General features: G+C 67.9%; 28 protein-coding genes. 15 read left to right on the forward strand and 13 right to left on the reverse strand.

All coding sequences use genetic code 11. The features are described 5' to 3' along the window. Positions 1–31: 31 nt before the first annotated feature. The 3 genes from OHB12_RS32480 to OHB12_RS32490 all read right to left on the reverse strand — a co-directional run bounded on the left by OHB12_RS32480 (position 32) and on the right by OHB12_RS32490 (position 1,913). Positions 32–1,054 carry an AraC family transcriptional regulator gene (locus OHB12_RS32480; protein ID WP_327113794.1) on the reverse strand — a complete coding sequence of 341 codons (1,023 nt, stop codon included), beginning with the start codon at positions 1,052–1,054 and terminating at the stop codon, positions 32–34. A 481-nt stretch (positions 1,055–1,535) separates the two neighbouring features. Next, on the reverse strand, positions 1,536–1,724 hold the full coding sequence (locus OHB12_RS32485) for a MarR family transcriptional regulator (protein WP_327113796.1): 189 nt from the start codon (positions 1,722–1,724) through the stop codon (positions 1,536–1,538). A 66-nt stretch (positions 1,725–1,790) separates the two neighbouring features. Continuing rightward, complete coding sequence (locus OHB12_RS32490; protein ID WP_327113798.1) at positions 1,791–1,913, reverse strand: hypothetical protein; 123 nt, start codon at positions 1,911–1,913, stop codon at positions 1,791–1,793. A 333-nt stretch (positions 1,914–2,246) separates the two neighbouring features. Here OHB12_RS32490 and nadD point away from each other — a divergent pair, with 333 nt between their 5' ends. From nadD to OHB12_RS32530, 8 genes are all read left to right on the forward strand, one after another. After that, positions 2,247–2,888, forward strand: coding sequence for a nicotinate-nucleotide adenylyltransferase (gene nadD / locus OHB12_RS32495; protein WP_327113800.1), 642 nt, complete (start codon positions 2,247–2,249; stop codon positions 2,886–2,888). 52 nt (positions 2,889–2,940) lie between these two features. Beyond that, positions 2,941–3,351, forward strand: coding sequence for a ribosome silencing factor (gene rsfS / locus OHB12_RS32500; RefSeq protein ID WP_327113802.1), 411 nt, complete (start codon positions 2,941–2,943; stop codon positions 3,349–3,351). Positions 3,352–3,373: 22 nt separating this feature from the next. Further along, the gene (locus OHB12_RS32505) at positions 3,374–4,072 is read left to right on the forward strand and encodes a histidine phosphatase family protein (protein ID WP_327113804.1); all 699 of its coding nucleotides are present in this window, start codon (positions 3,374–3,376) and stop codon (positions 4,070–4,072) included. 709 nt (positions 4,073–4,781) lie between these two features. Further along, entirely contained in the window at positions 4,782–5,522 is a 741-nt protein-coding gene (octT, locus tag OHB12_RS32510; RefSeq protein WP_327121675.1) for a diglucosylglycerate octanoyltransferase, read from the forward strand. A gap of 3 nt (positions 5,523–5,525) precedes the next feature. After that, positions 5,526–6,368 carry a DegV family protein gene (locus OHB12_RS32515; RefSeq protein WP_327113806.1) on the forward strand — a complete coding sequence of 281 codons (843 nt, stop codon included), beginning with the start codon at positions 5,526–5,528 and terminating at the stop codon, positions 6,366–6,368. Between the two features lie 66 nt (positions 6,369–6,434). Continuing rightward, the gene (locus OHB12_RS32520) at positions 6,435–6,923 is read left to right on the forward strand and encodes a GNAT family N-acetyltransferase (protein WP_327113808.1); all 489 of its coding nucleotides are present in this window, start codon (positions 6,435–6,437) and stop codon (positions 6,921–6,923) included. Between the two features lie 348 nt (positions 6,924–7,271). After that, positions 7,272–8,246 carry a helix-hairpin-helix domain-containing protein gene (locus tag OHB12_RS32525; protein ID WP_327113809.1) on the forward strand — a complete coding sequence of 325 codons (975 nt, stop codon included), beginning with the start codon at positions 7,272–7,274 and terminating at the stop codon, positions 8,244–8,246. Further along, on the forward strand, positions 8,243–11,200 hold the full coding sequence (locus OHB12_RS32530) for a ComEC/Rec2 family competence protein (protein ID WP_327113811.1): 2,958 nt from the start codon (positions 8,243–8,245) through the stop codon (positions 11,198–11,200). The genes OHB12_RS32525 and OHB12_RS32530 overlap by 4 nt, the downstream gene beginning before the upstream one ends. Before the next feature lie 154 nt (positions 11,201–11,354). On the opposite strand, the gene OHB12_RS32535 is transcribed toward OHB12_RS32530, so the two are convergent. Further along, positions 11,355–11,951: a TetR/AcrR family transcriptional regulator gene (locus OHB12_RS32535; RefSeq protein WP_327113813.1), complete on the reverse strand. Its 597-nt coding sequence runs from the start codon at positions 11,949–11,951 to the stop codon at positions 11,355–11,357. Between the two features lie 79 nt (positions 11,952–12,030). Here OHB12_RS32535 and OHB12_RS32540 point away from each other — a divergent pair, with 79 nt between their 5' ends. The 3 genes from OHB12_RS32540 (at position 12,031) to holA (ending at position 14,206) form a co-directional block, all read left to right on the forward strand. Continuing rightward, the gene (locus OHB12_RS32540) at positions 12,031–12,372 is read left to right on the forward strand and encodes a hypothetical protein (protein WP_327113815.1); all 342 of its coding nucleotides are present in this window, start codon (positions 12,031–12,033) and stop codon (positions 12,370–12,372) included. Further along, positions 12,369–13,043 (forward strand): alpha/beta fold hydrolase, encoded by a 675-nt coding sequence (locus OHB12_RS32545; protein WP_327113817.1) that lies wholly within the window; start codon positions 12,369–12,371, stop codon positions 13,041–13,043. Before OHB12_RS32540 ends, OHB12_RS32545 begins: the two co-directional genes overlap by 4 nt. A 191-nt stretch (positions 13,044–13,234) precedes the next feature. Next, complete coding sequence (gene holA, locus OHB12_RS32550; protein ID WP_327121677.1) at positions 13,235–14,206, forward strand: DNA polymerase III subunit delta; 972 nt, start codon at positions 13,235–13,237, stop codon at positions 14,204–14,206. Positions 14,207–14,329: 123 nt separating this feature from the next. Here the strand turns inward: holA and OHB12_RS32555 are convergent, their stop codons facing one another. The 3 genes from OHB12_RS32555 to OHB12_RS32560 form a co-directional block, all read right to left on the reverse strand. Further along, complete coding sequence (locus OHB12_RS32555; RefSeq protein ID WP_327113819.1) at positions 14,330–14,962, reverse strand: maleylpyruvate isomerase family mycothiol-dependent enzyme; 633 nt, start codon at positions 14,960–14,962, stop codon at positions 14,330–14,332. Positions 14,963–15,224: 262 nt separating this feature from the next. Next, positions 15,225–15,305, reverse strand: a complete 81-nt coding sequence (locus tag OHB12_RS36515; protein ID WP_442800158.1) for a DUF2798 domain-containing protein — start codon at positions 15,303–15,305, stop codon at positions 15,225–15,227. A 321-nt stretch (positions 15,306–15,626) separates the two neighbouring features. Continuing rightward, positions 15,627–16,697, reverse strand: coding sequence for an aldo/keto reductase (locus OHB12_RS32560; protein WP_327113821.1), 1,071 nt, complete (start codon positions 16,695–16,697; stop codon positions 15,627–15,629). A gap of 283 nt (positions 16,698–16,980) precedes the next feature. Here OHB12_RS32560 and OHB12_RS32565 point away from each other — a divergent pair, with 283 nt between their 5' ends. Next, the gene (locus tag OHB12_RS32565; protein WP_327113823.1) at positions 16,981–17,829 is read left to right on the forward strand and encodes a helix-turn-helix domain-containing protein; all 849 of its coding nucleotides are present in this window, start codon (positions 16,981–16,983) and stop codon (positions 17,827–17,829) included. Here the strand turns inward: OHB12_RS32565 and OHB12_RS32570 are convergent. Further along, the gene (locus tag OHB12_RS32570; RefSeq protein WP_327113825.1) at positions 17,813–18,061 is read right to left on the reverse strand and encodes a hypothetical protein; all 249 of its coding nucleotides are present in this window, start codon (positions 18,059–18,061) and stop codon (positions 17,813–17,815) included. The two genes, OHB12_RS32565 and OHB12_RS32570, sit on opposite strands and share 17 nt — an antisense overlap. Positions 18,062–18,268: 207 nt before the next feature. Further along, positions 18,269–18,529 carry a 30S ribosomal protein S20 gene (gene rpsT / locus OHB12_RS32575; RefSeq protein WP_327113827.1) on the reverse strand — a complete coding sequence of 87 codons (261 nt, stop codon included), beginning with the start codon at positions 18,527–18,529 and terminating at the stop codon, positions 18,269–18,271. A 614-nt stretch (positions 18,530–19,143) separates the two neighbouring features. Here rpsT and OHB12_RS32580 point away from each other — a divergent pair. Together OHB12_RS32580 and OHB12_RS32585 are read left to right on the forward strand one after the other, a co-directional pair. Further along, positions 19,144–19,932 (forward strand): aquaporin, encoded by a 789-nt coding sequence (locus OHB12_RS32580; protein ID WP_327113829.1) that lies wholly within the window; start codon positions 19,144–19,146, stop codon positions 19,930–19,932. A 28-nt stretch (positions 19,933–19,960) separates the two neighbouring features. Then, entirely contained in the window at positions 19,961–20,095 is a 135-nt protein-coding gene (locus tag OHB12_RS32585) for a hypothetical protein (protein WP_327113831.1), read from the forward strand. An 18-nt stretch (positions 20,096–20,113) separates the two neighbouring features. On the opposite strand, the gene OHB12_RS32590 is transcribed toward OHB12_RS32585, so the two are convergent. Continuing rightward, positions 20,114–20,668, reverse strand: a complete 555-nt coding sequence (locus OHB12_RS32590) for a type II toxin-antitoxin system PemK/MazF family toxin (RefSeq protein ID WP_327113834.1) — start codon at positions 20,666–20,668, stop codon at positions 20,114–20,116. Positions 20,669–20,986: 318 nt separating this feature from the next. On the opposite strand from OHB12_RS32590, the gene lepA reads away from it, so the two are divergent. Next, positions 20,987–22,888 carry a translation elongation factor 4 gene (lepA, locus tag OHB12_RS32595; protein ID WP_327113836.1) on the forward strand — a complete coding sequence of 634 codons (1,902 nt, stop codon included), beginning with the start codon at positions 20,987–20,989 and terminating at the stop codon, positions 22,886–22,888. 2 nt (positions 22,889–22,890) lie between these two features. On the opposite strand, the gene OHB12_RS32600 is transcribed toward lepA, so the two are convergent. Genes OHB12_RS32600 through OHB12_RS32610 form a run of 3 tightly spaced genes read right to left on the reverse strand, consistent with a single transcriptional unit; the run spans position 22,891 to position 25,355 of the window. Next, complete coding sequence (locus OHB12_RS32600; RefSeq protein ID WP_327113838.1) at positions 22,891–24,156, reverse strand: sensor histidine kinase; 1,266 nt, start codon at positions 24,154–24,156, stop codon at positions 22,891–22,893. Then, on the reverse strand, positions 24,153–24,845 hold the full coding sequence (locus tag OHB12_RS32605; protein WP_327113842.1) for a response regulator transcription factor: 693 nt from the start codon (positions 24,843–24,845) through the stop codon (positions 24,153–24,155). The genes OHB12_RS32600 and OHB12_RS32605 overlap by 4 nt, the downstream gene beginning before the upstream one ends. Before the next feature lie 36 nt (positions 24,846–24,881). Continuing rightward, on the reverse strand, positions 24,882–25,355 hold the full coding sequence (locus OHB12_RS32610) for a hypothetical protein (protein ID WP_327113844.1): 474 nt from the start codon (positions 25,353–25,355) through the stop codon (positions 24,882–24,884). Positions 25,356–25,651: the final 296 nt, after the last annotated feature.

The raw sequence follows: 25,651 nt of genomic DNA on the forward strand, positions 1-25,651 counted from the left end.
CGGCCCCTCGACGACGATGCTCGAACTCTGATCAAGCACCGATCTGCGGTACCCGCTGGTAGGCGAGTTCCGCCAGCCTCCGCCGCCGGAATTCGCCAGGAGTTTCGCCGTATCGCGCTTTGAACGCCGCAGAAAACCACGTCGGAGTGAAGCCGCTGCGGACAGCCACCTGTCGGATGGACATGGCATCCCGCGCAGGATTCTCCAGCATGTCGCGAGCCGCACGAAGCGTTTCGTCCTGACGCACGTCTCGGTATGTCGTGCCGGACTGCTGTAGAACGAGCCGCAGTTTCCGCGGCGACCATCCGAGGGTGTGCGCTACCGCAGGCAATCGAAGGTCCCCGACGCCGACATTCTCCCGCACATATCGCCGGATGGCCTCGACTGCCTCCGGAAGGTGAGCCTGCTGAGGGTGTACATCGCCCAAAGACAGCATGCACAGCAGTTCGCTGATCCGCTCACAGATTGCATTGAATTCTCGGTCGGAAAGATTCGACTTCTCGGCATGTGCGCTACGGATCATGTCCTTTGCCACCCGCCCGAGCCCTGAGTTCATATCGAGTACCAGCCGCAGCCTTCCGGATGGTTTCACTCGATGGTCGATTTCCGCACGCGGTACTTGCAAGGCATAGGCTGATGAAGTCGGTACGTGTTTCAGGCATACCTCGTCGAATCCGGTCACCATAACGCTGCCGGGTGCCGCCTGCATTATCTCGTCGCCATACCGGATTGAATACGCGCCTCGCTCGGGAACGATTATCCAGTAGAATTCATCGCGCGGAGCCTTGCGAACACTTGATGCGGTACGGTGCGCAATCCGGTCACCGCGCTGATTCCAGTGCACCATGCGATAGGCTGCCGTTTCCTGGCCGAACAGCTCCGCGTGCCATCGGTCTGGTTCACGGTACTTCTGCTCCATCGGAACGAAGCCGTTGCTGACCTCAGTCCAGGTTTTCGCATCATCCACGGTCAAGTCATAGTAATTCACGGCAAGTACCGCCTCGTCTCCAACAGTCCATATGCAAATAGTGTGGGCTTGCCCGGTCGACGACAAGGGCCAGCAGTTCGAGCGTCGAGTCCATGGCCGGACCGGTGCCGAAAGCAATCACTACGTCGAGCTGCCAAGCAACACCATCGGTGACGTTCAAGGTGTAGAACGCGGCGGTACCGGTGTGCTACTGGGCGACGGACGCGGTCATGCAGTCTCCAGGGAAGCCATCGACAGGTGACACACGCGCTCGGCGAGCATGTGCCAGGCCAATGTCGATGGTTGACGCACGGCACATCACGATAATCGGTAGCCCTGCCCCGCACCAGAATTCGACGGCACGAAAACATACCGCCGAGCACCGCGACGCGGCGCACCACTTCATCGAGGGGGCTCGCCTCGCCGCGTTGGGTATGGGCTGGGGAGAGCCCGGAGGGCAAGTCGGGGTTATTCGATAGCGGGGTCGATAATCGTGCTCAGATGCGTCGAGAGGTCGTCGACGAGGCGGTCGAGCAGGCAGATCAGGGGTGCGCTGATCGGATTCGGGCTATCCGGACAGGGCTTGGTCGAACCAGTCGTTGACGACGTCCAGGTAGCGGCCGATGAGCTTTTCTCGGGATGTGGTGAGGGTGATCAGGCGGACGCGCTGATCGTCCGGATCGGAGACGCGTGTGACCAGTCGGCGCTGCTCGAGACTGTTCAGCTGCCGGGTGACGTGGGGGCCGGCGACCTGCATCCTGGCCGCGATTTCCCCGACCCGCAGCGGCCGGGCCGACGGATTCGAGGATCACCAGGATGCTGACTATGGGCCGTTCCAGGGTAATACCTGCGGCGGCCGATGCCCGTCCTCGACGGCCTCGTCGATGTCCACGTCGACGATGCCGGCATCGGCAAGCAATGCGGTCAGGTCAGCGCGCAGCGTCATGCTTCTGCGGCGCGAAAGTTCTGGTTGTCCATCGATGGGGTGACCGTTCGGGCGCACCGAAGCCCGCTCCCGAGCGCGAGAATGCCGAGTAGGCTGCGCACGATGCGGCGAGAGTACCCAGTGGTCGTTGCACTGCCAGTTCGTGCGCGGAGTTGACCTCCCGCGATAACCTGGCTCGGAAAGTGGCGGTCGGCAGCCGTGAGGATTGAGCACCCGGCGCACCGTTTCCGCCCCGGAGCAGGGTTCGCCGCGCGGGCGGTCGTCCACCGCCGACGCCCGCCCCCGCTGACCGACCCAGAGCAGGCCGAAGGCGACCCGTTAAGCTCGGCAGTCATGCACGAAACAGGTCGGCGCCGCCGCAAGCTGGGCGTGATGGGCGGCACGTTCGACCCTATCCACCACGGTCACTTGGTCGCGGCCAGCGAGGTCGCGAACCGCTTCGACCTGGATGAAGTGATCTTCGTCCCAACCGGTCAGCCGTGGCAGAAGGCGCACAAACAGGTCAGCCCGGCCGAGGACCGGTATCTGATGACCGTGATCGCGACCGCGTCCAACCCCCGGTTCTCGGTCAGCCGCATGGACATCGACCGTGGCAAGGTCACCTACACCGTAGATACGCTGCGGGAGATGCAAACGCAGAATCCCGACGCCGAGCTGTACTTCATCACCGGTGCTGACGCCTTGGCCAGCATCCTGACATGGCAGGATTGGGCGGAACTGTTCGAACTGGCGAAGTTCGTCGGGGTGAGCCGTCCGGGGTATGAGCTGAACACCGATCATCTCGAGGAGCATCTGCGGGATTTTCCGGCCGACGCGGTGACCATGATCGAGATCCCGGCGCTGGCGATCTCGTCGAGCGAATGCCGTCGCCGCGCCGCCGAGAACCGGCCGGTGTGGTACCTCGTCCCCGACGGGGTGGTGCAGTACATATCGAAGCGGCACCTGTATGTGCCCGGAGCAGCGGAAGGTAGCTGAGCGTGAGCGAGCGCAGCGAGGTGCGGGCAATGAGTGTCAGCGAGGTGCGGGTATGACCGCGTCGGTCGAGTCGGTGGAGATTGCGCAGGTCGCCGCGCGGGCGGCGGACGAGAAACTGGCGTCCGACGTGGTGGTGCTCGACGTGTCCGAGCAACTGGTGATCACCGACTGCTTCGTGATCGCCTCCGCGCCCAACGAACGCCAGGTGAATGCCATCGTCGACAACGTGGAGGAGAAGCTGCGCGCGGCCGGGCACAAGCCGGTCCGGCGTGAGGGCACCCGCGAAGGCCGTTGGGCACTGCTGGACTACGTCGACGTCGTGGTGCACATCCAGCACAACGACGAGCGCAATTTCTATGCGCTGGAACGTCTGTGGAAGGACTGCCCGGTCGTGCCGGTCGAGGGGATCACCGGCGGGCCGAAGGTTCGGGCCGGCGCGGCGACGGAGGACGAGGCCCGGTGAGTGAACGAGCCGCCGCGACAACATGGTTCGCGGCCCCGCCTATGGTCGGCGAGGCGAGACCGTGAGCAAGTACGCCGGAGTGCGCACCCTGATCCTGTTGCGCCACGGGCAAACCGAATGGAATGCCACCGACCGGATGCAGGGCCAGATCGACACCGATCTCACCGAGCTGGGTCGCAGGCAGGCCAAAGAGGCGGCCCGCGAACTCGTCTCGCGCAACGCCATCGCGATCCTCTCCTCGGACCTGCGCCGTGCGTTCGACACCGCTACGGCGCTTGCCGACCACACCGGGCTGACCATCGCACCGGACACCCGGCTGCGGGAGACCGACCTGGGCGACTGGGAGGGATTGACCCACCTCGAGGTCGACGCCGACTACCCCGGTGCGCGGATGGCGTGGCGGCTCGACGCGAGCTACACCCCGCCGAATGGCGAGAGCAAACTCGAGGTGGGCGCGCGATCGCTGCCGGTGGTCCAGGAATTGCTTGTCGAGCGGCAGGACTGGCCCGGCCGGACTATCATCCTGGTGGCGCACGGCGGGCTGATCGCTGCCCTCACGGCCGCGCTGCTCGACCTGCCGCCCCAGAACTGGCCCATCCTCGGAGGATTGGCCAATACCAGCTGGGTGCAGCTCAGCAGCCACGGCCCGAGCATCGAACAGCCCGGCTGGCGTCTGGATGTGTGGAACGCAGCGGCGAAGGTAGCACCCGATGTCCTCTGAAGAGCCGATCAGGTCGGTCCCTGACGAACTGTTCCGGAAGGTTTCGGCCAAGGCCGAACGACACTTGCCGGACGCGTTGTTCGGTGGCCCGCCACCGGCTCAACGCGAATCCGGTGTCCAGCCCGAGGGGATGCCGTCGGGCGCGGTCGGTGCATCCGGTGCGGCGGAACAGTCATCCGCCGAGGACTCCGACGGAGCGGACGCGGCGGGTGACGCAGCGGTGGCTGTCGGAGGCGTCGGCGCGGAGGGTGGTGTCGAGGCTGTCGCCGTGGTGGAGTCGGTCACTCCGGCAACCGATTCCGCCGGACTCATGGGCGCCGAGACCGGCTCACCTGTCGCTGCCGTCGATAGCGACCGCACCCACGCCGACGAGCGTGCCGCCGGGGTCTTCGCCATCGACGCGGAGGTCGCCGCCGCCGCAGAGCCTGCGGCTGACACCGACCCTGCCGCCGACGTGGTCCGTGCCCTGGATGCGGAGCTCGGATCTGATGCGGAGGTTGCCGGGGACGCGGAGGTTGCCGCCGTCGGCTTTGTTGCTGATGCGGAGGTTGCCGGGGACGCGGAGGTTGCCGCCGCCGGCTTTGTTGCTGATGCGGACGTAGTCCTCGCAGCGGAGTCGGCATCAGTTGCCGAGCCCGCCACTGACGTGGCGATTCGGGAAGTCGAGTTTGTCGGCGCGCCCGAATCCGTCGCTCCCACAGCGAAATCGGTGGGCACGGAAGAACCCGCCGAGCCGCGGAATTCTCCGCGTCCCATACTGCTGGTGATCGCCGACTCGCTCGCCTATTTCGGACCCAAGGGTGGGCTGCCCGCCGACGATCCGCGGATCTGGCCGAACCTGGTTGCCGCCGAATTGGATTGGGACGTCGAGCTGGTCGGCCGTATCGGCTGGACCTGCCGCGACGCCTACTGGGCGCTGATCGGTGATCCGCGCGTGTGGGCCGCGGTACCGCGCGCCGGTGCGGTGGTCTTCGCTGTCGGCGGCATGGACACGCTGCCCTCGCCGCTGCCGACCGCGCTGCGCGAGCTGATCCGTTACGTGCGCCCGCCCGCCATACGCCGCGCGGTCCGCGCCACCTATACCTGGTTGCAGCCGAAACTCTCGAAACTCCGCCGCCCCGTGGCGCTTCCGCCGAAGGTGAGCGTCGACTACCTGGAGCAGTCGCGCAACGCGCTGGCTCAGTTGCGGCCCGATCTGCCGGTTGTCGCGGTGCTGCCGTCGGTGCATCGATGTGACGCCTACGGGCGCGTCCACTCCGGTCGGGAGCCCGCCGTCAAGGCGTTGCGAACCTGGTCGGGCCGCACCTCGGTGCCGCTGGTCGACCTCGCTGAAGCGGTGCGTGACAACATCTTCTCGGGCGAGGCGAATCCGGACGGCATCCACTGGGGCTGGGCCGGGCACACCGCCGTGGCCAACGCGATGGTGAAGACCTTGCAGGAGGTTCGGTAGTCCGTGGCCGTCGTGGTCGTCACCGATTCGTCCGCCAGCCTCCCTGCCGAACACGTCGACGAGCTGGATATCGTCGTCGCCCCGCTGCATGTCCTGATCGGTGACCGGGCGATCAGGGAAGGTGTGGATCCGGTCGACATCGACTATGCCGCGGACAGGGTGACCACATCCGCGGCGTCGCCGGGGGAGCTGCGCGCGTTGTACGAGGAGGCACTGGTGCGCAGCGGCGGCGACGGAGTTGTCGCGGTGCACCTTTCCCGGCAGCTGTCCGGAACCTGGGAGGCGGGTCGGCAGGCGGTGCGCGATATGGACGCCGCCGACCGGGTGCGCCTGGTCGACTCGTTGGGCGCCGGGCTGGCGACCGGGCTGCCGGTGCTTGCCGCCGCGCGGCGGGCGCAGGCCGGGGCGCCACTGGACGTCGTCTATGACACGGCGGTCGCCGCTTCCAGTCGCGCCCGCTCGTTCATCCTGGTCAACCGCACAGAGCAGCTGCGACGTGGTGGCAGGCTGTCGTCCGCGGCGGCGTTCTTCGGCACGGAGTTGGTCACCAAGCCGCTGTTGCATATCGTCGAGGGTCGGCTCGAACTCCGCGAGAAGGTCCGCACCCGCTCCAAGGCGTACGCGAAACTCGTCGCGGCAGCCGTCGATGCGGCAGGCGAGGACGGCGCGGCCGTCGCCGTCCAGCACCTCGGCGCCGCGGACGCGGCGCACACCGTCGCGACCCAGCTGCGCGAACTCATCCCCGGCATCCGTGAACTCCTGATCACCGAATTCGGCCCCACCCTCGCCGTCCATCTCGGCCTCGGCGCCATCGGCGTTCTTGTCGTTCCCGGCGGCTGCGCCTGACCCGAACCAGCGATCTCGGTGATCCGAATTCGAGCACGGCGCGGGACTGACCGTTAGCGTCGAGGAATGACGAGTTCCGCGATTCCGCCGATCCGTCCGTCTCTGACCGTGTCCTCGGTCGACTGGGAGCATCCCGACGCGGTGGCACTGCGTGCGGAGATGGCCGCTGAGGTCCGACCGCGCTACGCCCACCTGGAGCGGACGTTGCGCACCGACCCGCATACGGTCGATCCCGCCACCGTGCACCGCACCTTCGTCGCGTACTCGGATGAGCCCGTCGGCCACGCCGGGGTCCGCTGGAATGCCGACGATCTCGAAGTCAAGCGGATGTTCGTTCGTCCCGCACACCGTGGTTCCGGCGCCGCGGCGCTGCTCCTCGGCGCCGCAGAGGAGGCCGCCCGCGCGGCGGGCCGCCCGCGACTGATCTTGCAGACCGGTCACCTGCAACCGGAAGCGGTTCGCTTCTACCAACGCAATGGCTACCATCGGATTCCGATTTTCTCGCCGTATGAGCCGCTGCCGTTGTCGAACTGCTTCGCCAAAGATCTGAGCTGACGTGTCGGATCAGCGGATTGCGGAGGAGGAACGGCGGGGCGCAGTCGGTGTCGGTGTCACGCCCGGGGCTCGCCGCAGCCGCTAACCCACATCTTCCTGCTCGGCGCAGGTAGTCGACTCGCCTCGTTCCTCGATAGCGGGCCGCCATTTTCGGACTCCTGTGCCGTTCGCCCACGGCGGTGATCAGGGCGCGGTGGAATCCTGTGACGGCCGAGCACGGCAAGGTATGCGCCGGCTTGCCGGGAACTCCGGATCGAGTTGTCCACAGCGCGGTGGCTATCAACAGGTTCATTGAATCGGCTGGTCGTGCAGGGCCTTTCGCCGTGCCGCGGCACTACCGTCGCCGCCATGTCACGACAGGACGAACGCGAGCGAGTGCGACGGCGGCTGGGCGACCTGACCGCCCGGATCGGCGCGAGCAGAACGGCTGGTGCGGGTATCGGTGCGGCCGGTCGGCCCGTCGGGGTGGGGCAGTGGGATCTCGAGCAGTTGCCCGCAGACCTGGCCCCGGCGGAGGAGAACGGGCGCGAGGTCGGCCGCGTGCGGTCTCCCGGCTGGCTCGAGGAACCGGTTGCCGGCTCGGGTTGGCGGGATCGGCTTGTGCCGGTGCGGTTCCGGGGTGTTCGACTCGATCCGGGCCGTCGCGGTGTGCGGGCGCTGGTGGTGGTCGGGCTGGCCGCGATGGCGGTCGCCGCGGTGGTTGCGTTCCGTGAGCGTCCGATAGCCCAGGCCGTTCCGCCGCTGCCCGCGATCCGGCCGACGGCCGCTTCGCGACCTGCCGGGGTTCTGTCGGCGAGCGTGGCCGCGCCGCCAGGTGCGTTGCCGGTGCACACTGATCCGGGCCAGCCGGCGACCGAACTGGTTGTCAGTGTCGTCGGGCTGGTCCATCGCACCGGCCTGGTCCGGCTGCCCGGGGGATCACGGGTTGCCGACGCGATCGCCGCGGCAGGCGGCCCGACCGAGGGAGCCGACACCAGCGGCCTGAACCTGGCTCAGCGTCTGTCGGACGGAGACCAGGTGCTGGTCGGTCCCGTCGCACCGAACCCGGGTCTGCCGCAGCCCGGCAGATCGACGATCAGCGCGGGCGGTCGCGCACCGTCCGGCTCGTCGTCTTCCTCGGGCCGCCCGGCGGGCAGGGTCGACCTCAATGCCGCTTCGGAGACCGAACTCGACGCCCTTCCAGGTGTCGGCCCGGTCACCGCCCGCGCCATCGCCAGCTGGCGTACCACCCACGGGCGCTTCACCTCCGTGGAGCAACTCGGGGAGGTCGAGGGAATCGGCCCGGCCCGGCTGGCCCGGCTGCGCGATCTGGTGACGGTATGAGGGGCGACTCGGACGGCGTGACCCGCTCGACGAGCGCAACAAATGCACGTTCGAACGGGGACGACGAGACTACGCACGCCGCCGGTCACAGTTCGGCTCGCGACGACGCCGATCCCGATGCCGCGCAGGTGCTCGATGCCAGGCTGTTGCCCGCGGCGCTGTGCTGCTGGGGAGCGACGATTGTGGCGTTGACGGCGGGGTGGAGGACGGGAGTGATGCTGGCCGCGGCGTTGGCCGTGTCGGCTATCGGGTTGTGGGTGCTGTTGCTATGGGCGATCGCGCACCGCGGTGAACGATGGCGGGTCGTGGCGGTGGTGGCGCTCGCGGCTGTGGTGCTCGGCGCGGGATTCGCGGCCGCCGCGGCGTGGCGGGCGCATCGGGTGGCGACACATCCGCTGCGTGCGGCGTCAGGACAGTCGCTGCGCGTAGTAGTGACGCCGACCGACGATCCGAAAATGATGCGCGGCAAGACATTCGGCGGTGAAAAGCAGTGGGTGGTCCGGGCGGATCTGCGGGAGTATCGGCGCGGCGCCGCAACAGTTCGTGCCGGTGGCACGGTGGTGGTCCTCGCTACCGGAGAGGGGTGGGCCGAGCTGTCGCCCGGCAGGCCGGTCGAGTTCCTGGCGCGGGTGGATCAGCCGCGTCGAGCCGATCTCACCGTCGTGGCGCTGAGCGCGCAGGGACCTCCGAAGATCGTCGGGCCGCTGCCGTGGTGGCAAGGCGTCGCGGGCTCGGTGCGTGCCGATTTTGCGGCGGCGGCCGCACGGGTCCTGCCTGCCGACGCCGCGGGACTCCTGCCTGCGCTCGTCGTCGGCGACACCTCGGCGCTGCCCGCCCAGGTCCGCGACGAGTTCGATATCGCGGGGATGCAACACCTCTGTGTGGTCAGTGGCGCGAACTTCACCATCCTCTTATCCGTTGTGTTGTTCGCCGTGCGGTTGCTGACCCTCGGCCCGCGTACTGCGGCGGTTGTCGCGGCGGTGGCGCTGGTCATGTTCGTAGTCGTCGCGCGTCCGGACCCGAGTGTGCTGCGTGCCGGGGCGATGGGTGCGATCACAGTGCTGGCCTTGATCACCGGTCGTCGGAAGCAGGCACTGCCCGCGCTGTGCGCCGCGACGATCGCGCTGCTCGCCTTATGGCCTGGACTTGCCGTGAACGCCGGTTTCGCTCTGTCGGTTGTCGCGACCGCCGGCCTGATTCTGGTGGCGCCCAGCTGGGCCGATTGGTTGCGGGCCAGGGGTTGGTGGCGCGCGCCCGCCGAGATCGTCGCGGTGTCCGCGGGAGCTTTCGTGGTCACCGCGCCGATCATGGTCGCACTCACGGGGCGGCTCAGCCTGGTCGCCATCCTCGCGAATGTTCTTGTGGCACCGGTCGTCGCGCCGATCACCGTAATCGGGGCAGGTGGTGCGGTTCTGTCCTGCCTCTGGTCGCCACTGGCCGGACTCGTTCTACGGTGCGCCGCTCCACCGATGTGGTGGTTGTTGTTCGTTGCCGAACATGCGGCTGCAGTACCCGGGGCGTCCGTCGCGGTGCCGGGCGGCCTCGCGGGTGGGCTGATCGCGGGCATCGTCGTCGCGGCCGCAATCGTGGCGCTGCGCTCGCGTGCTGTGCGTCGAATCGCCGCCGCGATGGCGCTCGGCGTCGCGGCGATCCTGATCCCGGTCCGCGTCTGGCATCCCGGGTGGCCACCGAACGGCTGGATCCTCGCGGCTTGCGACGTTGGTCAAGGCGACGGCCTTGCCCTCGCGGTCGGTCCCGGCGCCGCCGTGGTGATCGACGTCGGACCCGACCCGGGTCCGATCCGAACCTGTCTGGACCGCCTGAATATCGCGCAGATCCCCCTGCTTATCCTCACCCATCCGCACGCCGACCACATCGGCGGTCTCACCGGCGCTTTGCAGGACCGCGCGGTCGCCGCGATAGCTGTCGGTCTGCACGAACTCGACGGACTCCCACTGGCCATCGCACCCGAACACGCTCACCCGCCCCCTGGCGCCGACTCGGGCTGCGAATCAGGTGATGGCGCGACGTCGTCCGGCGAGCGGAGACATGCGGACTCCTGGCCCAGCCGTGCGCGCGACAGCCGCGTGGCGCCGACAGGTGCGCGGTTCCGAACCAGCGACGGGCGCGACAGTGCTGTCGAAGGTCATACGGGTGCGCGGTTCCGTGCCGGTGGCAGGCGTGATCGTGCCGCTGGGGGTGCTGCGAGTGTGCGGTTCCGAAGTAACGGTGGCCGCGATAGCGCTATTGAGGGTAGTGCGGGTGTGCCGGTAGGCACTGACGTCCGGACGACATCCGTGGCCGAGTGGCGACTGCCCGGAGGCGACCGGATCGGCGGCGGCGCTTCGACGTGGGCGCACACTGCTTGCCGGCCTGCGGGATACGGGCCGGTGCCGACGGTGAATCGGACCGGCAGCACGGACCCGCTGGTGCCGGTCGTGGGTCTGGGGCAGGTCGCGACCGTCGCCAGAAACGCAGGGGTGCCACTGTTGGAGCTGTCTGCCGGACACGTGTTGAGTTTCGGCGCGGTCGAACTCGAAGTGCTGGCGCCAACCCTGCATGGGCCGCGGCCCACCCGCGGAGCCGAAGCGGATGACGCGAACGACCGCTCCGTCGTTGTCGTCGCCAGCACTCCCGCCGGTCGCATCCTGCTCACCGGGGATATCGAAGCACCCGCGCAGCGCGCGCTGATGCATGCCGGAATCCCCATCCAGGCCGACATCCTCAAGCTTCCGCACCACGGATCACGCACTACCACCCGGGATTTCCTCGACGCGGTGTGTCCACGCCTCGTGCTCGTCAGTGTCGGCACGAATAACACTTTCGGCCACCCGAACCCCGCCGTCCTCGCGGACCTGTCCGCGCTCGGTGCGACGGTGGCACGCACCGACCAGCACGGAGACATCGCGATCGTCGGCGACGGGAGAATTCTGCACATCACGACCTCACGATGAGTCACGAGGTCCGAAGGTGCTCATCGAACTGGTCGATGCGACTTCTCGATCGCGCTGAGGACCGCGAAGCATGGCGAACGCAGTCGAGATGTGCCCGCTGGCGTTCGGTGCGCACGGTTCCGGAGAGGTGCGCGGCGGTGAGTTCCCGGCGCCTTCAGCTGACTTCGGAGTCGGCCGTGGCGGCGAGCAAGGCGAGGGCAGCATCGCGGGCGTGCGAGCCCGTGTCGGACGCCCCGTGGTATGCGGCGACGACGGTCGCGCCCTCGACCAGCATGAGCAGCTGGCGTCCCAGCACGCCGGGGTCGGAGGCACCGGCCCGGACCGCGATGTCGGTGAACAGGTCGAGATACCGCGTCAGATGCCGCGCGGTGATGGCCCGCACATGTCGGTCGTGGTGCTGGGTGGCCGCGTTCACCATGGCGCAGCCCCGGAAAGTCGGCTCGCTGTACCACCGCTGGAGGGCATCGAAGACCGCCGCCACCTGCGCCGCGGGGTCGTCGCCCACGGCGGTGACGGCACCGACCAGCCACTCCATGACTCGGCGACTGCGCTCCTCCAGCATGGCCTGCACGAGGCCATCCTTGGTACCGAAATGCCGGTAGAGCGTCTCCTTCGACACCCCGAGGCGCGCGCACAGCTCAGCCACACCGACGCCGTCGAGCCCGCGCTCGTACAGGATCGGGGCGGCTGCTTCGAGGATGGCGGCGCGGGTGCGCCCCGGATCGATGGTCGAACCTTTGGCAACTGGCACCTTTTACATAGTACCGATCAGTTCGATCGCCTGCTAGGCTCGGATAGTCGTACCGATCGGTTCGATCTGAGGGGGTGTGATGTCGTCACCGAGTCGGCGTCGTCAGCGCGGCGGCACTTCGGCACGCCGTCTACCCACGTTGGCGGCCTTCACGACCGCGTTCGCGATCGGGCAGACCGTGGGTCCCTGGAGCGCCGGAATCCTCGCCGACCACACCTCCATCGCCGCCGCGGTGGCCTGGACCGCGATTCTGTGCACCGCCGCCGCCGCGATCTCGGCCACGCCTCCGCCGCGGACCGGATCGCCACGTGCGGCCGGTCGCCCGCCGCACTACGGCACCGTAACCGGACAGACAGTTCATCCCCTGCGCGACAACACAATCCGGCATTCTCATCCGCTTCCCGAAGGAGAACAGCAGTGACGACCTTTGTCCTCGTACCCGGTATGTGCCACGGCGGATGGTGCTTCGAACAGCTCACCGAACAACTTCGCGCGCATGGCCACAACGTCTATCCACTGACCCTGACCGGCCTCGGCGAACGCAGTCACCTGCTGCGGACCGGGGTGAACCTGGACATCCACGTCCAGGACGTCGCCGGTGTGCTGGTCAGCGAGAACATACGAAACGCGGTGCTGGTCGGCCACAGTTATGGCGGCATGGTGATCACCGGTGCGGCCGATCGAAACCCGGATCGAGTCGACTCGCTGGTGTATCTGGACGCCGTAGTACCCGGACACGGTGACTCCTGCTGGAGCCTGGTATCCGACCAGGAACGACAGTGGTACCTGGACGTGGTGGAAACAGGCGATGCGGTGCGGCCGCTACCCTTCTTCGACCCGCGGGCGACCCCTCATCCGCTCGCCTCGGTGCTGCAACCACTCCAGCTCGCGACCGATCTCACCCACATCCGCCGCAACGTGTACGTGTACGCCGCGGGATGGAAAGGCCAGTCCCCGTTCACTCCCCTCTACCAGCGCCTGCGAGAAGACCCGGCGTGGACAACTCACGCGCTGGACGCCGAGCACAACCTCATGCGCGACGCGCCGCACGACCTACTGAAAATCCTTCGCGAGATCGGAGAACCCAGCTGACCGCCGCAGCGCACCGAATCGGCGGGAGCCGAGGTGGTTCGGCGGCTTCAGTCGGCCGACGAGGTGCCGGGCCCAGGGTGTCGGTGGAGGATCGTAGGATCAGGCCGTGAGTGAGCGATGAGCACAGCCGGGCGAATCACCGAGGCATGGCCCTCGGGCACGATGGAGTCGGGTGCCGGGAAGGCGCTGTGGTGAGCGGGCGTCCCGCGCAGGTGCACCTGGCACTCGGGGAAGAAGAGCTGCTGGTCGAGCGCGCGTTGGCGGAGGTCACCGCCCAGGTGCGGGCGTCCGCGCCGGATGGGGACGCGGTGCCGGTGGATCGGCTGCGGGCGGGGGATGCGAGCACTGCCGAGCTGGCCGAACTGCTGAGCCCGTCGCTGTTTGCCGAGGATCGGGTGATCATTCTCGAGGCAGCGGCCGAGGCTGGCAAAGACGCGGTCGCGGTGATCACCGAAGCGGCACAGGACCCGCCCGAGGGCGTAGTGCTGGTGGTCCTGCACTCCGGGGGCGGCCGGGCCAAGGCCCTGGCGCCCGCGCTGCAGAAGGCTGGGGCCGTCACCCACGACTGCGCAAAGCTGACCAAGGCCACACAGCGGGTGGAGTTCGTTCGCGGCGAGTTCCGCAACGCCGGGGTCCGGGTGTCCGGCGAAGTCGTGCAGGTCATGTTGGAAGCGGTGGGCTCGGATCTGCGTGAGCTGGCGGCTGCGTGCGCGCAGCTGGCCGCCGACACCGGAGGCAAGATCGATATCGCGGCCGTGCGTCGCTACTACTCGGGGAAGGCCGAAGTCTCCGGGTTCGATGTGGCCGAACTGGCCGTCGCGGGAGACCGCCCCGGCGCGATGGAGGCACTGCGCTGGGCGAACGACCGTGGCGTGCCGTACGTCCTGCTCGCCGACGCCCTCGCCGATTCGGTGCACACCATCGCGCGCGTCGGCTCGGCAGGCCGCGGCGACCCGTTCAAACTGGCCCAGCAGCTCGGCATGCCGCCATGGAAGGTGAAAAAGGCGCAGGCCCAAGCCCGCGGCTGGACCCCGGCTACCGTCGGCTCGGCCCTCCAGGTGGTCGCCACTCTCAACGCCGACGTCAAAGGCGGTGCCGCCGACGCCGCTTACGCCCTCGAACACGCACTTACCCAGATCCTGGACCTGCACGGCGCGAGCTGACGGAGGCGGACCAACCGTGGACTCCCGAGGTGGTTGCCGGATTCGCCTGGGCGGCTGTCGAAGCAAGTGGTGGTCACCCTCCGTCACCTCGATCCGTCTTCGGGTTGGGTGGACCCCGGACACCTACAACCTGTTCGCGATTCGCTTCACACCCGTCCCGGTCACTCCGTCGAGCCCCGCCGTGCGCCCGGTCGCCATAAGCAGCAGGTCGCTCAGTGGTCCGCGAATCTCGTCTGTCCCGGCGCCTGCCGACCAGTCAGCATCGGTGGCTATCAGCCGAACGCCGTGCACCCGCTGCTCCGCGCCGTAGAACGGGCTGCGCAGCACATGTTCCAGCGCGACGACCGCCTGTTCGGTCGGCATCGCCCGCCCCCGCCCGAGCGGCCGCGCGATGTCCTGTCCATGGATCATGGTGTCCACCAAAGGATCCAGTGGACCGGCTCCCGGCGCCCGCCGCGCCGACCCGGCGCCCTCGCGTAATTGCGCGATCAGCTCGGCGGGTGTGTAGCGGGCGGCGCGATCGCGCGCCATCCGCTCGGTCATCCGATTCCAGTTCCCCCGAGCCCGGATCATTCCGGCGATCGTCGGCCAGAAGGTGACCCGGTTGGACAGGGTGACGTGGGCCAGCACCTCGTGCACGGTCCAACCGGAACACAGGGAGTCGGCCAACCACTCGTGTTCGTCCAGGTCGTCGAGGAATTCGGCGAGCCCGAGCCGTTCGGTGCGCGTCCACACCATGATTTCGTCCAAATCCATCGTCACTCTCCGCGGTCGGTGCTGTCACCGATGCAGACAGTTCGGCGGACCGGAATTCATCGACCCGCACCTGACGCGCCGACGAGCCCGGCGATCGACAGGAAAGAGCCACTGTACGTCGCTCGGCTGAACAGGCTCTTCGTAACTGCGACGAATGGGCTCACGGCACACTGCGCCAGCCACATCGGCTAGACCGCCGGTTTCGAGCGAAGCTGTTCAGGGGCGCTGCGCGTTCCGCAGCGAACACGCAGCGCCGCGGGCACTACCGAACTAACACCGCGGTGGCGCGGCGCACCAGAGGCAGCACCAGCAGCAGCGTCGGAAACGCGATTGGCCAGGACACGGCCCAGGAACGCAGTCACACGCCGACCGCGACGCCGTCGCTCAGCAGGGAAACTATGCAGGTCATCGGATCGACAGCAGCATCGGCATGAGTACCGCCGCGTAGCGGGCGGGCAGTTTGCCGAAGCTGGTGCGGGAGTGGGTGTTCGCGGAATTCATCGTTCGCTCCGAAAGTTCTCGTCAAGCAACGACTCCGCTGGGCGGCGAAGCCGGTGCGTTGGTTGACGTGAACGCTTACGGCGATGTGAGGTCGCGATGTGCGCGTAGGACAGCCCCATACGGCGGTGCAAGTCGCGGTCGCACCGCCGCACAGGGTTGATGATCAGTCACGCCCTTCGATTTTCAGGTCCCCGAAGGTGACGCTGCGCGTCATCGGGCGGGCGAGCATCTCGTGCGGGAAGCCGAGGTCGATGGCACTGGCCTGCTCCAGCCGGACGAGCTGGGCCGCGTCGAACTCGACGTCGAGCGCACCGAGGTTGTCCTCGAGCTGCGTGGCGGTGCGTGCGCCGATGATCGGCGACGTGACACCGGGGTTGCGCAGGGTCCAGGCCAACGCGACTTGCGAGGGGGTCGTGCCGATCTCGCCCGCGACCTCCTTCACCACATCGGCGATGGCGAGGCCGCGTTCGGTGAGCGAGCCGTTGGCCGCGGCGACATTCTTGCGGCTGCCCTCGGGCGAACCTTCCGCCTCGTGGTCCAGATCGGCGCGGCTGTATTTACCGGTGAGCACGCCGCTGGCCAGCGGCGACCACGGGATCACCCCGAGGCCAAGCTCACGCGCCATCGGGATGAGGTCGCGTTCCACGGTCCGCTCGATGAGGCTGTATTCGATCTGCAGCGCGATCAGCGGCGACCAGCCGCGTAGGTCGGCGATGGTCTGCATCCGGGAAACCTGCCAGGCCGGTGCGTCGGAGATGCCCACGTAGAGCACCTTGCCCGTGCGCACCAGGTCGTCCATGCCGCGCAGGATTTCCTCGACCGGGGTCAGGAAGTCCCAGGCGTGCAGGTAGAGCAGGTCGATGTAGTCGGTGTTCAGCCTGCGCAGGCTGGCCTCGACCGAGGCGAACATGCTCTTGCGGTGGTTGCCACCGGAATTCGGGTCGCCTGGGCGGCGCAGCATCGTGTACTTGGTTGCCAGCACCAGGCTTTCGCGGTTGTCCGCGGTGAATTCGCCAAGCAGTTGCTCGGAGGTGCCGTTGGTGTACTGATTGGCCGTGTCGATGAAGTTGCCGCCGCGGTCGACGTAGGTGTCGAAGATCTTGCGTGCCTCGTCCTTGTCGGCGCCCCAGCCCCAGTCGGCGCCGAAGGTCATGGTGCCGAGGGACAGGGGAGACACCCGAAGACCTGAGCGGCCGAGCAGCCGGTAGGTGTCGAGGGTGCGGGCTCCGGACATGTCCAGCTCCTTGTCGTCGAGATGCTGTGTCGTCGGTACCCAGTCTTCAGCGGCGCGCGGGGCGGGGTAAGGGAGGCTTCTTCCTGGGAAAGCCAGTCCTAGGCAGCCGTAGGATCGACGGTGATGACTGGCACAGTGAATGCGACAGCGCCGCGACTTCAGGCCTGGAGGCGGAAGCTTGCGTAACCACGGAGGGCCCGGGAGCGGCGCAGATCCAACACAGCGCCGCGACTTCAGGCCTGGAGGCGGAAGCTTGCGTAACCACGGAGGGCCCGGTAGCGGCGTGGATCGAACACAGGAACTGGCGGCCTTCCTGCGGGCTCGGCGAGAACGCCTGACCCCACGCGAGCTCGGATTGCCGCAGCGCAGACAGGCGCGGCGGACGCCGGGACTGCGGCGTGAGGAGGTCGCCGAGCGCGCTGGGGTGAGCACGGACTACATCGTGCGACTGGAACAGGGACGCGGGCTACGGCCGTCGGCGGAGGTACTAGAGGCGCTGTCGCAGGCGCTGCTGCTGAACGCCGACGAGCGCGCCTACCTGTTCGACCTGGCGCGGCAGCGGCTGCCGAACAACGGCAAACCGAGCACGGTGCCGGCGCCCGCGCTGGCCATGCTGGTGCGCGATCTGTCGCCGTTGCCCGCGATGCTGGTGAATCACCGCTACGACATCCTGGCCTGGAACCGGGAGATGGCGCGGCTGATCACCGACTTCGGCGCCCTGCCCGAGCGGCAGCGCAACTCCATGTGGTTGTGTCTGATGGCCCCGGGCATGCGGGAGTTCTACGTCGAACGGGAACGCATCATTCGCGAGGGCATCGCGGATCTGCGCGCGGCCTGGGCCGCCCACCCCGACGACCAGGTGCTGGCCGACCTGATCGGCGAGTTCACCGCGCACAGCCCCGAGTTCGAAGAAGCGTGGGCCCGCCACGACGTCCGAGTGCAGGGACGCGGGAACAAGCCGCTACGCCATCCGGTGGTGGGTCCGCTGGTGGTCACCTACGAGGTCTTGATGCCGGTGCAGGATCCCGACCAGCGGATCGTCATCTACCGGGCCGCGGACGAGGATTCCCAGACCGCGCTGGATCGACTGGCCGCCGATCCAGCCGTGACCGGGACTACTCCGCCGAGCTGAGTACCACCAGCTCCTCGTCGTCCTCCGCGTCCTCGTAGCGGCTTTCCCACTCCTCGAAGGCTGGCACGTCCTCGTCCCGCGTGACGATCCACTCCAACGAGTAACCGCCGTCATCGTCGGGAACCAGCACATTCTCGATCTTCAAGCCGAATCCGAGCACCTCGGCTGCCCGGATCACATCCGGCAGGTCCTCGGCGCGGACGACGGTCTGATTGGCATACACGGTTACCATGCGCCGAATGGTAGCTGGAACCATCGACACGGCGCGGGCTGATCCGGAATCCCCTGGAGAGTGCCAGGTCGGGAGCCGAGTGGACGAAGCACGGGTCCGCCGGAGTGTCGGCGACGCGGTCCGGGCACGACAAAAGCCGCCGTGGTCATCGAGGCCACGGCGGCTGCGTCAGAGCGTGGGGTGGTACCGGCGTGCGGTACCGGTGCGTCAGAGCTTGTTGAGGGCCAGCGCAAGGGCCGACTTCTTGTTGGCGGCCTGGTTGGCGTGGATGACGCCCTTCGAGGCGGCCTTGTCCAGCTTGCGGCTGGCGAACTGCAGACGCTCGGTGGCCTGCTCCTTGTCACCGGTGGCCGCGGCCTCCCGGAAGCTGCGGATGGCGGTGCGCAGCGCGGACTTGACCGACTGGTTGCGCTTGCGCGCTTCCTCGTTGGTACGGATCCGCTTCATCTGGGACTTGATGTTGGCCACGCCTGTTTCCTCGTGTTCCTGTCTGGTGGGTGTCTGTCCTGAAAAGTTCGGGAGCGCGCGACACAACCCCGGGGTAAATGGGTAACGCAGCGCCGAAGATCGAGGGTACCAGTCGCCGTTCGGCACGCGAAATCGGTGCGTGTCCGTGCCGAAGAGCGGACGACCGATCCGTCCGGCCGCCGGAGTTCCACCCGGGAGTGACGCGAGGAATCTTCGGCGTGAACAGCCGGGCCGGTGCGGTCGGTCCGGATAGGCGGGCGGCGACTGTGCGCACCGACCTGGTATCCCGAGCCGGTACGTCTCCGACTATCCGCACCGGAACCCGCCCGCCGAGATCGGCATAACGGTTGCCGAACAGTCCGCACGCCTGGATCGAGGCGTGGACCGGCGCCTGGTGGTGCTACGGCCCGACGAACAACGTCACCAGCACTGAACAGCACGTTTCCGTGGGTGTCGGCCGCGATTATGTCGATGTTCCGCCTCTGGAGGGCATATTCTCCGGAGGTGACTCCATCGATCTCGAAGTCGTTGTAGAGATCACTCGAGCGGCTCTGTTGTCGAAGCGGTACCACGGCTCGCAAGAGCACCATGTCTGGAACGCGGAAGGTGGACAGATGTCTCCAACGGCTCAGGAAGTCGTGGAAGAGGTTGCCGAGAACAAACCGATTCCCGACAGCAAGAAATGGGGTGCCGAGGCGCTCGGCACCTTCGTCCTGGTTATCGGCGGCGCAGGCACGGCGGTGCTGGCGGGGGAGCGGGTCGGCGCGCTCGGGACTGCGCTGGCCTTCGGACTCACGCTGATGTTCCTGGTCTACGCGATCGGGCCGATCTCGGGTTGCCATGTCAACCCGGCGGTCACGGTCGGGCAGTTGCTGCTCGGCCGGGTGGGCGCGGTGTCCGCGGCCGGGTACGTGATCGCCCAGCTGATCGGCGGTTTCTTGGCAGGCCTCGTACTGTTCGCGCTGGCCAAGAATCTGCCATCCTACGACCGTTCGGTCGACGGGCTCGGCGCGAACGGCTGGGGCGCGCACAGTCCGTCGGCGAAGACCGGGCCGCTCGGTGAGGTGGTCGTGCAGAACGGCTACGGGATGGCCGCCATGATCATCATCGAGGTGATGCTGACGGCGCTGCTAGTGTTCGTGGTGCTGGCCTCCACCGACCAGATCTCCGACGTGCCGCTTGCCGGGCTGTCCATCGGTGTCACGCTGGCGGTGATCCACCTGGTCTCGATTCCGGTGGACGGCACCTCGGTCAACCCGGCCCGCAGTCTCGCCGTGGCCCCCTACCAGAACGGTGCGATGGGGCAGGTCTGGGCGTTCGTGTTGTTTCCGCTGATCGGCGGCGTGCTCGGCGCACTGGTATACGGCCTGCTGTACGGCCGTTCCCGCGAGATGCTCTCCTGACGGCGTCGCTCCGGGCGATGCCGCCGAGGTGATCGTGTACACCGAGCCGGACGGTGGCCGATACCAGGAGGTGCGGCGCTACGCCTTCGGCCGCACCGGGCAACCGCCTGATCCGATCGGCATCACGATCGACACCGCTCCGGCCCGGGACCAGGTCGACTGACCCGTGCGCCGGAGCGGCTCAGCTCCATCGGTATTCGATCACCAGCCGGTGTGCGACCAAGTCGAAGGTCTTGCGCGGCAGGATCGCTCCCTCGCGGCGGATGCCCGCCTCCGGCACGTCGAGTACCCGGTCGAGCCGGACCCAGCTGGGTCGTTCGTCGTGGTCCCAGGACCCGCTGCCGATGCCGACCCAATTGTGGTCGTGCGCGCGTTCTGGATTCGACGACAGCATCAAGCCCAGCAGCGTGCGGTGGTCGCGGCCGACCACCAGCACCGGCCGGTCCTTGCCGTTGCTCGGATCCTCTTCGAAGGGCACCCAGGTCCACACGATCTCGCCCGGATCGGCCCGTCCGTCCAGCTGCGGCGAATAGACGATCTGTCGCGCCCGCTCGGCCGTCGGGACCGGTGTCGACGCGGCGGGCCGCACCGAGACGCCGCTGGGCGCGCGACGCTGCGCCAGCGTCCCCACCAGTCGTTCCACCAGCTTGGGCCCCTGCTGCTTGACGATCTTGGGCCCCTGCTCCTTCGCGATGAGACCGAGTTGCTTGCCGAGAGAGTTCCAACTTCGGGCCATCTCTGGAGAATAACGGCGCGCCCGCCTCTTCTCATCCGCGCCCGATCGGCCGTGTCGCCGGGGTCATCCGCGATCTGGGCGGCACATGATTTCGGAGTGCGTGGGCAAGCGGCGAGATTCTCAGCCCCGCCGGGTGCGAGTCTTACGAGCACCGTTCGCGGCCCGGCTCGCGTCCGAGTGGGCGAAGCGCATGCGACGCAGTCGCGAGTCTCGCCCGCTCGGACGCGAGCCATCAAGGGGCCGCGAACACGCAGCGCCGCAGGCGCTGCAAAACCAACAGAGCACCACTGGCGGAGCCTTCGCACTGCTCATGGGACGATGGACGGCAGTTTGCCGATACCCATGAGGAGTGGAGTGCCCGCCAGCTTCGCCGACACGACTTTCACCGATCCCACCCGGATCCGGAACTTCTGCATCATCGCGCACATCGACCACGGGAAGTCGACGCTGGCCGACCGGATGCTGCAACTGACCGGTGTGGTCGAGGAGCGGCAGATGCGCGCCCAGTATCTGGACCGGATGGATATCGAGCGCGAACGCGGCATCACGATCAAGGCCCAGAACGTGCGGCTGCCCTGGAAGCCCCGGACGGGGGAGAGCGCGGGCACCGATTTCGTGCTGCATCTCATCGACACGCCCGGTCACGTGGACTTCACCTACGAGGTGTCGCGTGCGCTGGAGGCGTGTGAGGGCGCGATCCTGCTGGTCGACGCCGCGCAGGGCATCGAGGCGCAGACGCTGGCCAACCTGTACCTGGCGTTGGACAAGGATCTGACGGTCATCCCGGTGCTGAACAAGATCGACCTGCCCGCCGCCGACCCGGAGCGCTACGCCGCCGAGTTGGCGCACATCGTGGGTTGCGAGCCGTCGGACGTGCTGCGCGTGTCCGGCAAGACCGGCGAGGGCGTGGCCGACCTGCTCGACCAGGTGATCGCCCAGGTGCCGCCGCCGGTCGGCGACGCCGACGCGCCCGCCCGCGCGATGATCTTCGACTCGGTATACGACACCTACCGCGGCGTGGTCACCTACATCCGCGTGGTGGACGGCAAACTGACCCCGCGCCAGAAGATCAAGATGATGTCCACCGGCGCCACACACGAGCTGCTGGAGATCGGCATCGTCTCCCCGGAGCCCAAGCCGACTCAGGGTCTCGGCGTCGGCGAGGTCGGCTACCTGATCACCGGCGTGAAGGACGTGCGTCAGTCGAAGGTCGGTGACACGGTGACCGGCGCGCGCGGCGGCGCGACCGAACCGCTCACCGGGTACCGCGAGCCGCGCCCGATGGTCTACTCCGGCCTCTACCCGGTGGACGGCTCCGACTACCCGGACCTGCGTGACGCTCTGGAGAAGCTCCAGCTCAACGACGCCGCGCTGACCTACACCCCGGAGACTTCGGTCGCGCTCGGGTTCGGTTTCCGCTGCGGCTTCCTCGGACTGCTGCACATGGAGATCACCCGCGAGCGGTTGCAGCGCGAATTCGACCTGGACCTGATCTCGACGGCGCCGAACGTGGTGTACCGGGTGGAGATGGAAGACGGTGCCGAGCAGGTTGTCACCAATCCCTCGTACTGGCCGGAAGGCAAGGTGCGCAACGTTTACGAGCCGATCGTGAAGTGCACCATCATCTCCCCGAGCGAGTTCATCGGCTCGATCATGGAGCTGTGCCAGTCCCGCCGCGGCGAGCTCGGCGGCATGGACTACCTGTCCGAGACCCGCGTCGAGTTGCGTTACACCATGCCGATGGCCGAGATCATCTTCGACTTCTTCGACTCGCTGAAGTCGCGCACCCGCGGGTACGCGAGTCTCGATTACGAAGAAGTAGGCGAGCAGGAGTCGCAACTGGTGAAGGTGGACATCCTGTTGCAGGGCGAGGCGGTGGACGCGTTCAGCGCGATCGTGCACAAGGACGCGGCCCAGGCCTACGGCCACAAGATGACCACCAAGCTGCGCGAGCTGATCCCACGCCAGCAGTTCGAGGTGCCGATCCAGGCCGCGATCGGCTCGAAGATCATCGCGCGCGAGAACATCAGGGCCATCCGCAAGGACGTGCTCGCGAAGTGCTACGGCGGCGATATCAGCCGTAAGCGCAAGCTGCTGGAGAAGCAGAAGGAAGGCAAGAAGCGGATGAAGACGATCGGCCGCGTCGAGGTCCCGCAGGAAGCCTTCGTGGCCGCGCTGTCCTCGGATGCTGCCTCGGACAAACCGAAGGACAAGAAGTAGCGCTAGCCCGGCACGCGTAGACGCACGCGCAAGCGGGTGCCCCCGAGCGGGCTTTCGTCGAGTTCGGCGGTGCCGGAATGCAGTTCGGCCTGCTGACGGACCAGGGCGAGCCCGAGGCCGGAGCCGGGGGAGCCGGGCCCCTTGACGAACCGGTCGAAGGCGGCGGCGCGCACGCTGTCCGGGACGCCGCGACCGTCGTCGTCGACGCGGATCTCCACGGTGCCCTCCGGTCCCGGTTCGGCAGTCACCATGACGGTGTCGGCGAGGCCGTGCTGGACGGCGTTGGCCGCGGCATTGGTGACGATGAGCATGATGCCGCCGGGCAGCCCGGTGACCGTGATCGGCGTGCATTCGACGAGTTCGATGCGGACGTCGGGGTGCCTGCGCTGCGCGTCCTGCACCGCGCGATCCAGGGTCTCGCAGAGGTCGAACGGCTCGAAGACATCCGGTTGGGTGAGCTCGCCGACCGCGAGGCGTTCCAGGTCGGTCAGCATGTTCTCGATCTGTTGCTCGGCGAAGAGCACTTCGGACAAGATCGCGCCGCGCTGTTCTGCGGGAATCTCCTTGGTTGCCAACACATGAAGGTCGGTGCGCAGGGCGGTCAGCGGCGTGCGCAGTTCGTGCGCGCAGACGGCGGCGAAGTCGCGTGCACCGGTCAGCGCCCGGTGGGTGGCGCGATGGGCGGCCTCGAGCCGGGCCAGCATGCGGGTGATGGCGTCGGAAAGTTCCTCGGCTTCCCGCGCACCACGACCCGACAGCGGGGGCAGCTCCTCCAGGGTGTCGATGCCGTGCGTGGCATCGGCCAGCCTGCGCAGCGGCCGGGCGGCGTAGCCGGCCAGGAACCAGCCGAGCACGGCGGCCAACAGTGCGCCGGCCACGCCGATACCCAGACCGATCCGCTGGCTGCGATGGATGGCCGCGTCCACTGTCCCGCGGTCGGGATGGAGTGCGACGAGCACGCCGGGCAGCCCATCCACCCTGGTGATCGCGGCGTCGCCGGGCCCGCCGGGCCCGCGTGGGACAGCCGAGTCCGCGGGCGCCTGCTGGGGGGCGACGGTGACCACCATCGGTGGAATTGCCGGCGCCGGAGCGGCTTTGAGCGGCGGTGCGATCCGAACGGCCATCGACGAGACGGTCTCGTCCAGCTGGCGCTCGCCGGTCGCGCCCAGCAGGGCGGCGAAGGTGACCGTCAGGGTGAGCGCAACCAGCGCGGCGACGAAACCGGACACCACGGCAACCCGGGTGCGCAGCGACGGAGATCTGTTCATGACCGCTCCCGGAGTACGAAACCGACACCGCGCACGGTGTGGATCACCCGCGGCGTGCCGTGCGCCTCCAGCTTGCGCCGCAGGTAGGAGACGAACACGTCGACCACGTTGGTGTCGGTGGGGAAGTCGTAACCCCAGACGGCGGAAAGGATCTGCTCGCGGCCGAGCACGATGCCGGCGTGTTCGGCGAGCAAAGCCAGCACCTCGAATTCGCGCTTGGTCAGCTCCACCGGTCTTCCCGAGGCGAGCACCCGGTGCCCCGCCGGGTCGATCTGCACCTGCCCGACCCTGCGTAGCTCGTCCAGCCGGTCCACCGGTTTCTGCCTGCGTCGCAGCAGCGCGTTCAGCCGGGCGACCAGCTCGCCGAGATCGAAGGGCTTGGTGAGGTAGTCGTCGGCGCCGCGTTCCAGGCAGGCGATCCGGTCGCTGACCGCGGTGCGCGCGCTGAGCACACAGATCGGGATGTCGTTGCCCATGGCGCGCAGCGCGGTGACCACGCCGGCTCCGTCGAGCTCGGGCATGTTGACGTCGAGCACCATCGCGTCGGGCGTGTTGCGGTGGACCATGCTCAGCGCCTCGGCGCCGTCACCGGCGGTGATGACTTCGAAATCCGAGAGTTCGAGCCCGCGCCGCAGCGACGCGAGGACTCGAACCTCATCGTCCACGACCAAGATTCGTTGACCGGCCATGGTGTCAATCTAATCTCACAGTCTGAGATCGGCGGGTCAGTTGCCGGTGCCGCCCGGCGCGGGACGGGCGGCACCAAGGGGCGGTGCGGGCATCCTCTCGACACGCGCGCCGGGCGGAATCACGACGGCCCGCGACGGATCCGGTGACCCGCACACCAATGCCGCGTCGTCGGTTGGTGTGTCCGGTGTGTAGCGCTCGATCCTGACGTGCGGATGGTCACCGCCCTGCGGGGCGAGCGGCGGGGCGGCCGGGGTCATCGGCGTGCCGGGCGGGAGGATCGGCGTGCCGGGCGGAGCGATCAGGATGCCGGGTAGAGGAAGGACCGGCGTGCCGGGCGGCGACGCGTCCGCCCGGATGCAGACGACGACCTCGCCGGGAGCGGCGGGCTGGACCCACGGCGCGTCGGCCGCGGCGGCACCCGCGGTCAGCGCGGTCGCCGCGGCGGCAACGCAGGCTCCAGTGAGGACGACGGCGATGCGCGCCCGAGGGCGCCCGGTTGATGCGGCCATGGTGCTGTCTCCTTCGCGATGCTGCCGACCCTCTGGTTCGGCGAATTCGACAGTAGGGAGCGGATCTTCAGCACTCCTCAGGCCGCTGTTAGAGATTTGTTAGTTCTCGCCCATTCGGCGGGCGGATGATCGGCGCAACCACGGGAAAGCGCCGGGGCACCTGGCGATGGTGCGTTTTCGAGACCGCGTCCAGTTCGTAAAGCCACCCGAAATAGGGCTTTCGTTCCTGTTATCGCTGATGGCAAGGTCATGTTGCTCGCCACAGTCGTATTCTCTACAGTCCTGAAGAATGTGAC

Source organism: Nocardia sp. NBC_01730 (assembly GCF_035920445.1).
Taxonomy (GTDB): Bacteria; Actinomycetota; Actinomycetes; order Mycobacteriales; family Mycobacteriaceae; genus Nocardia.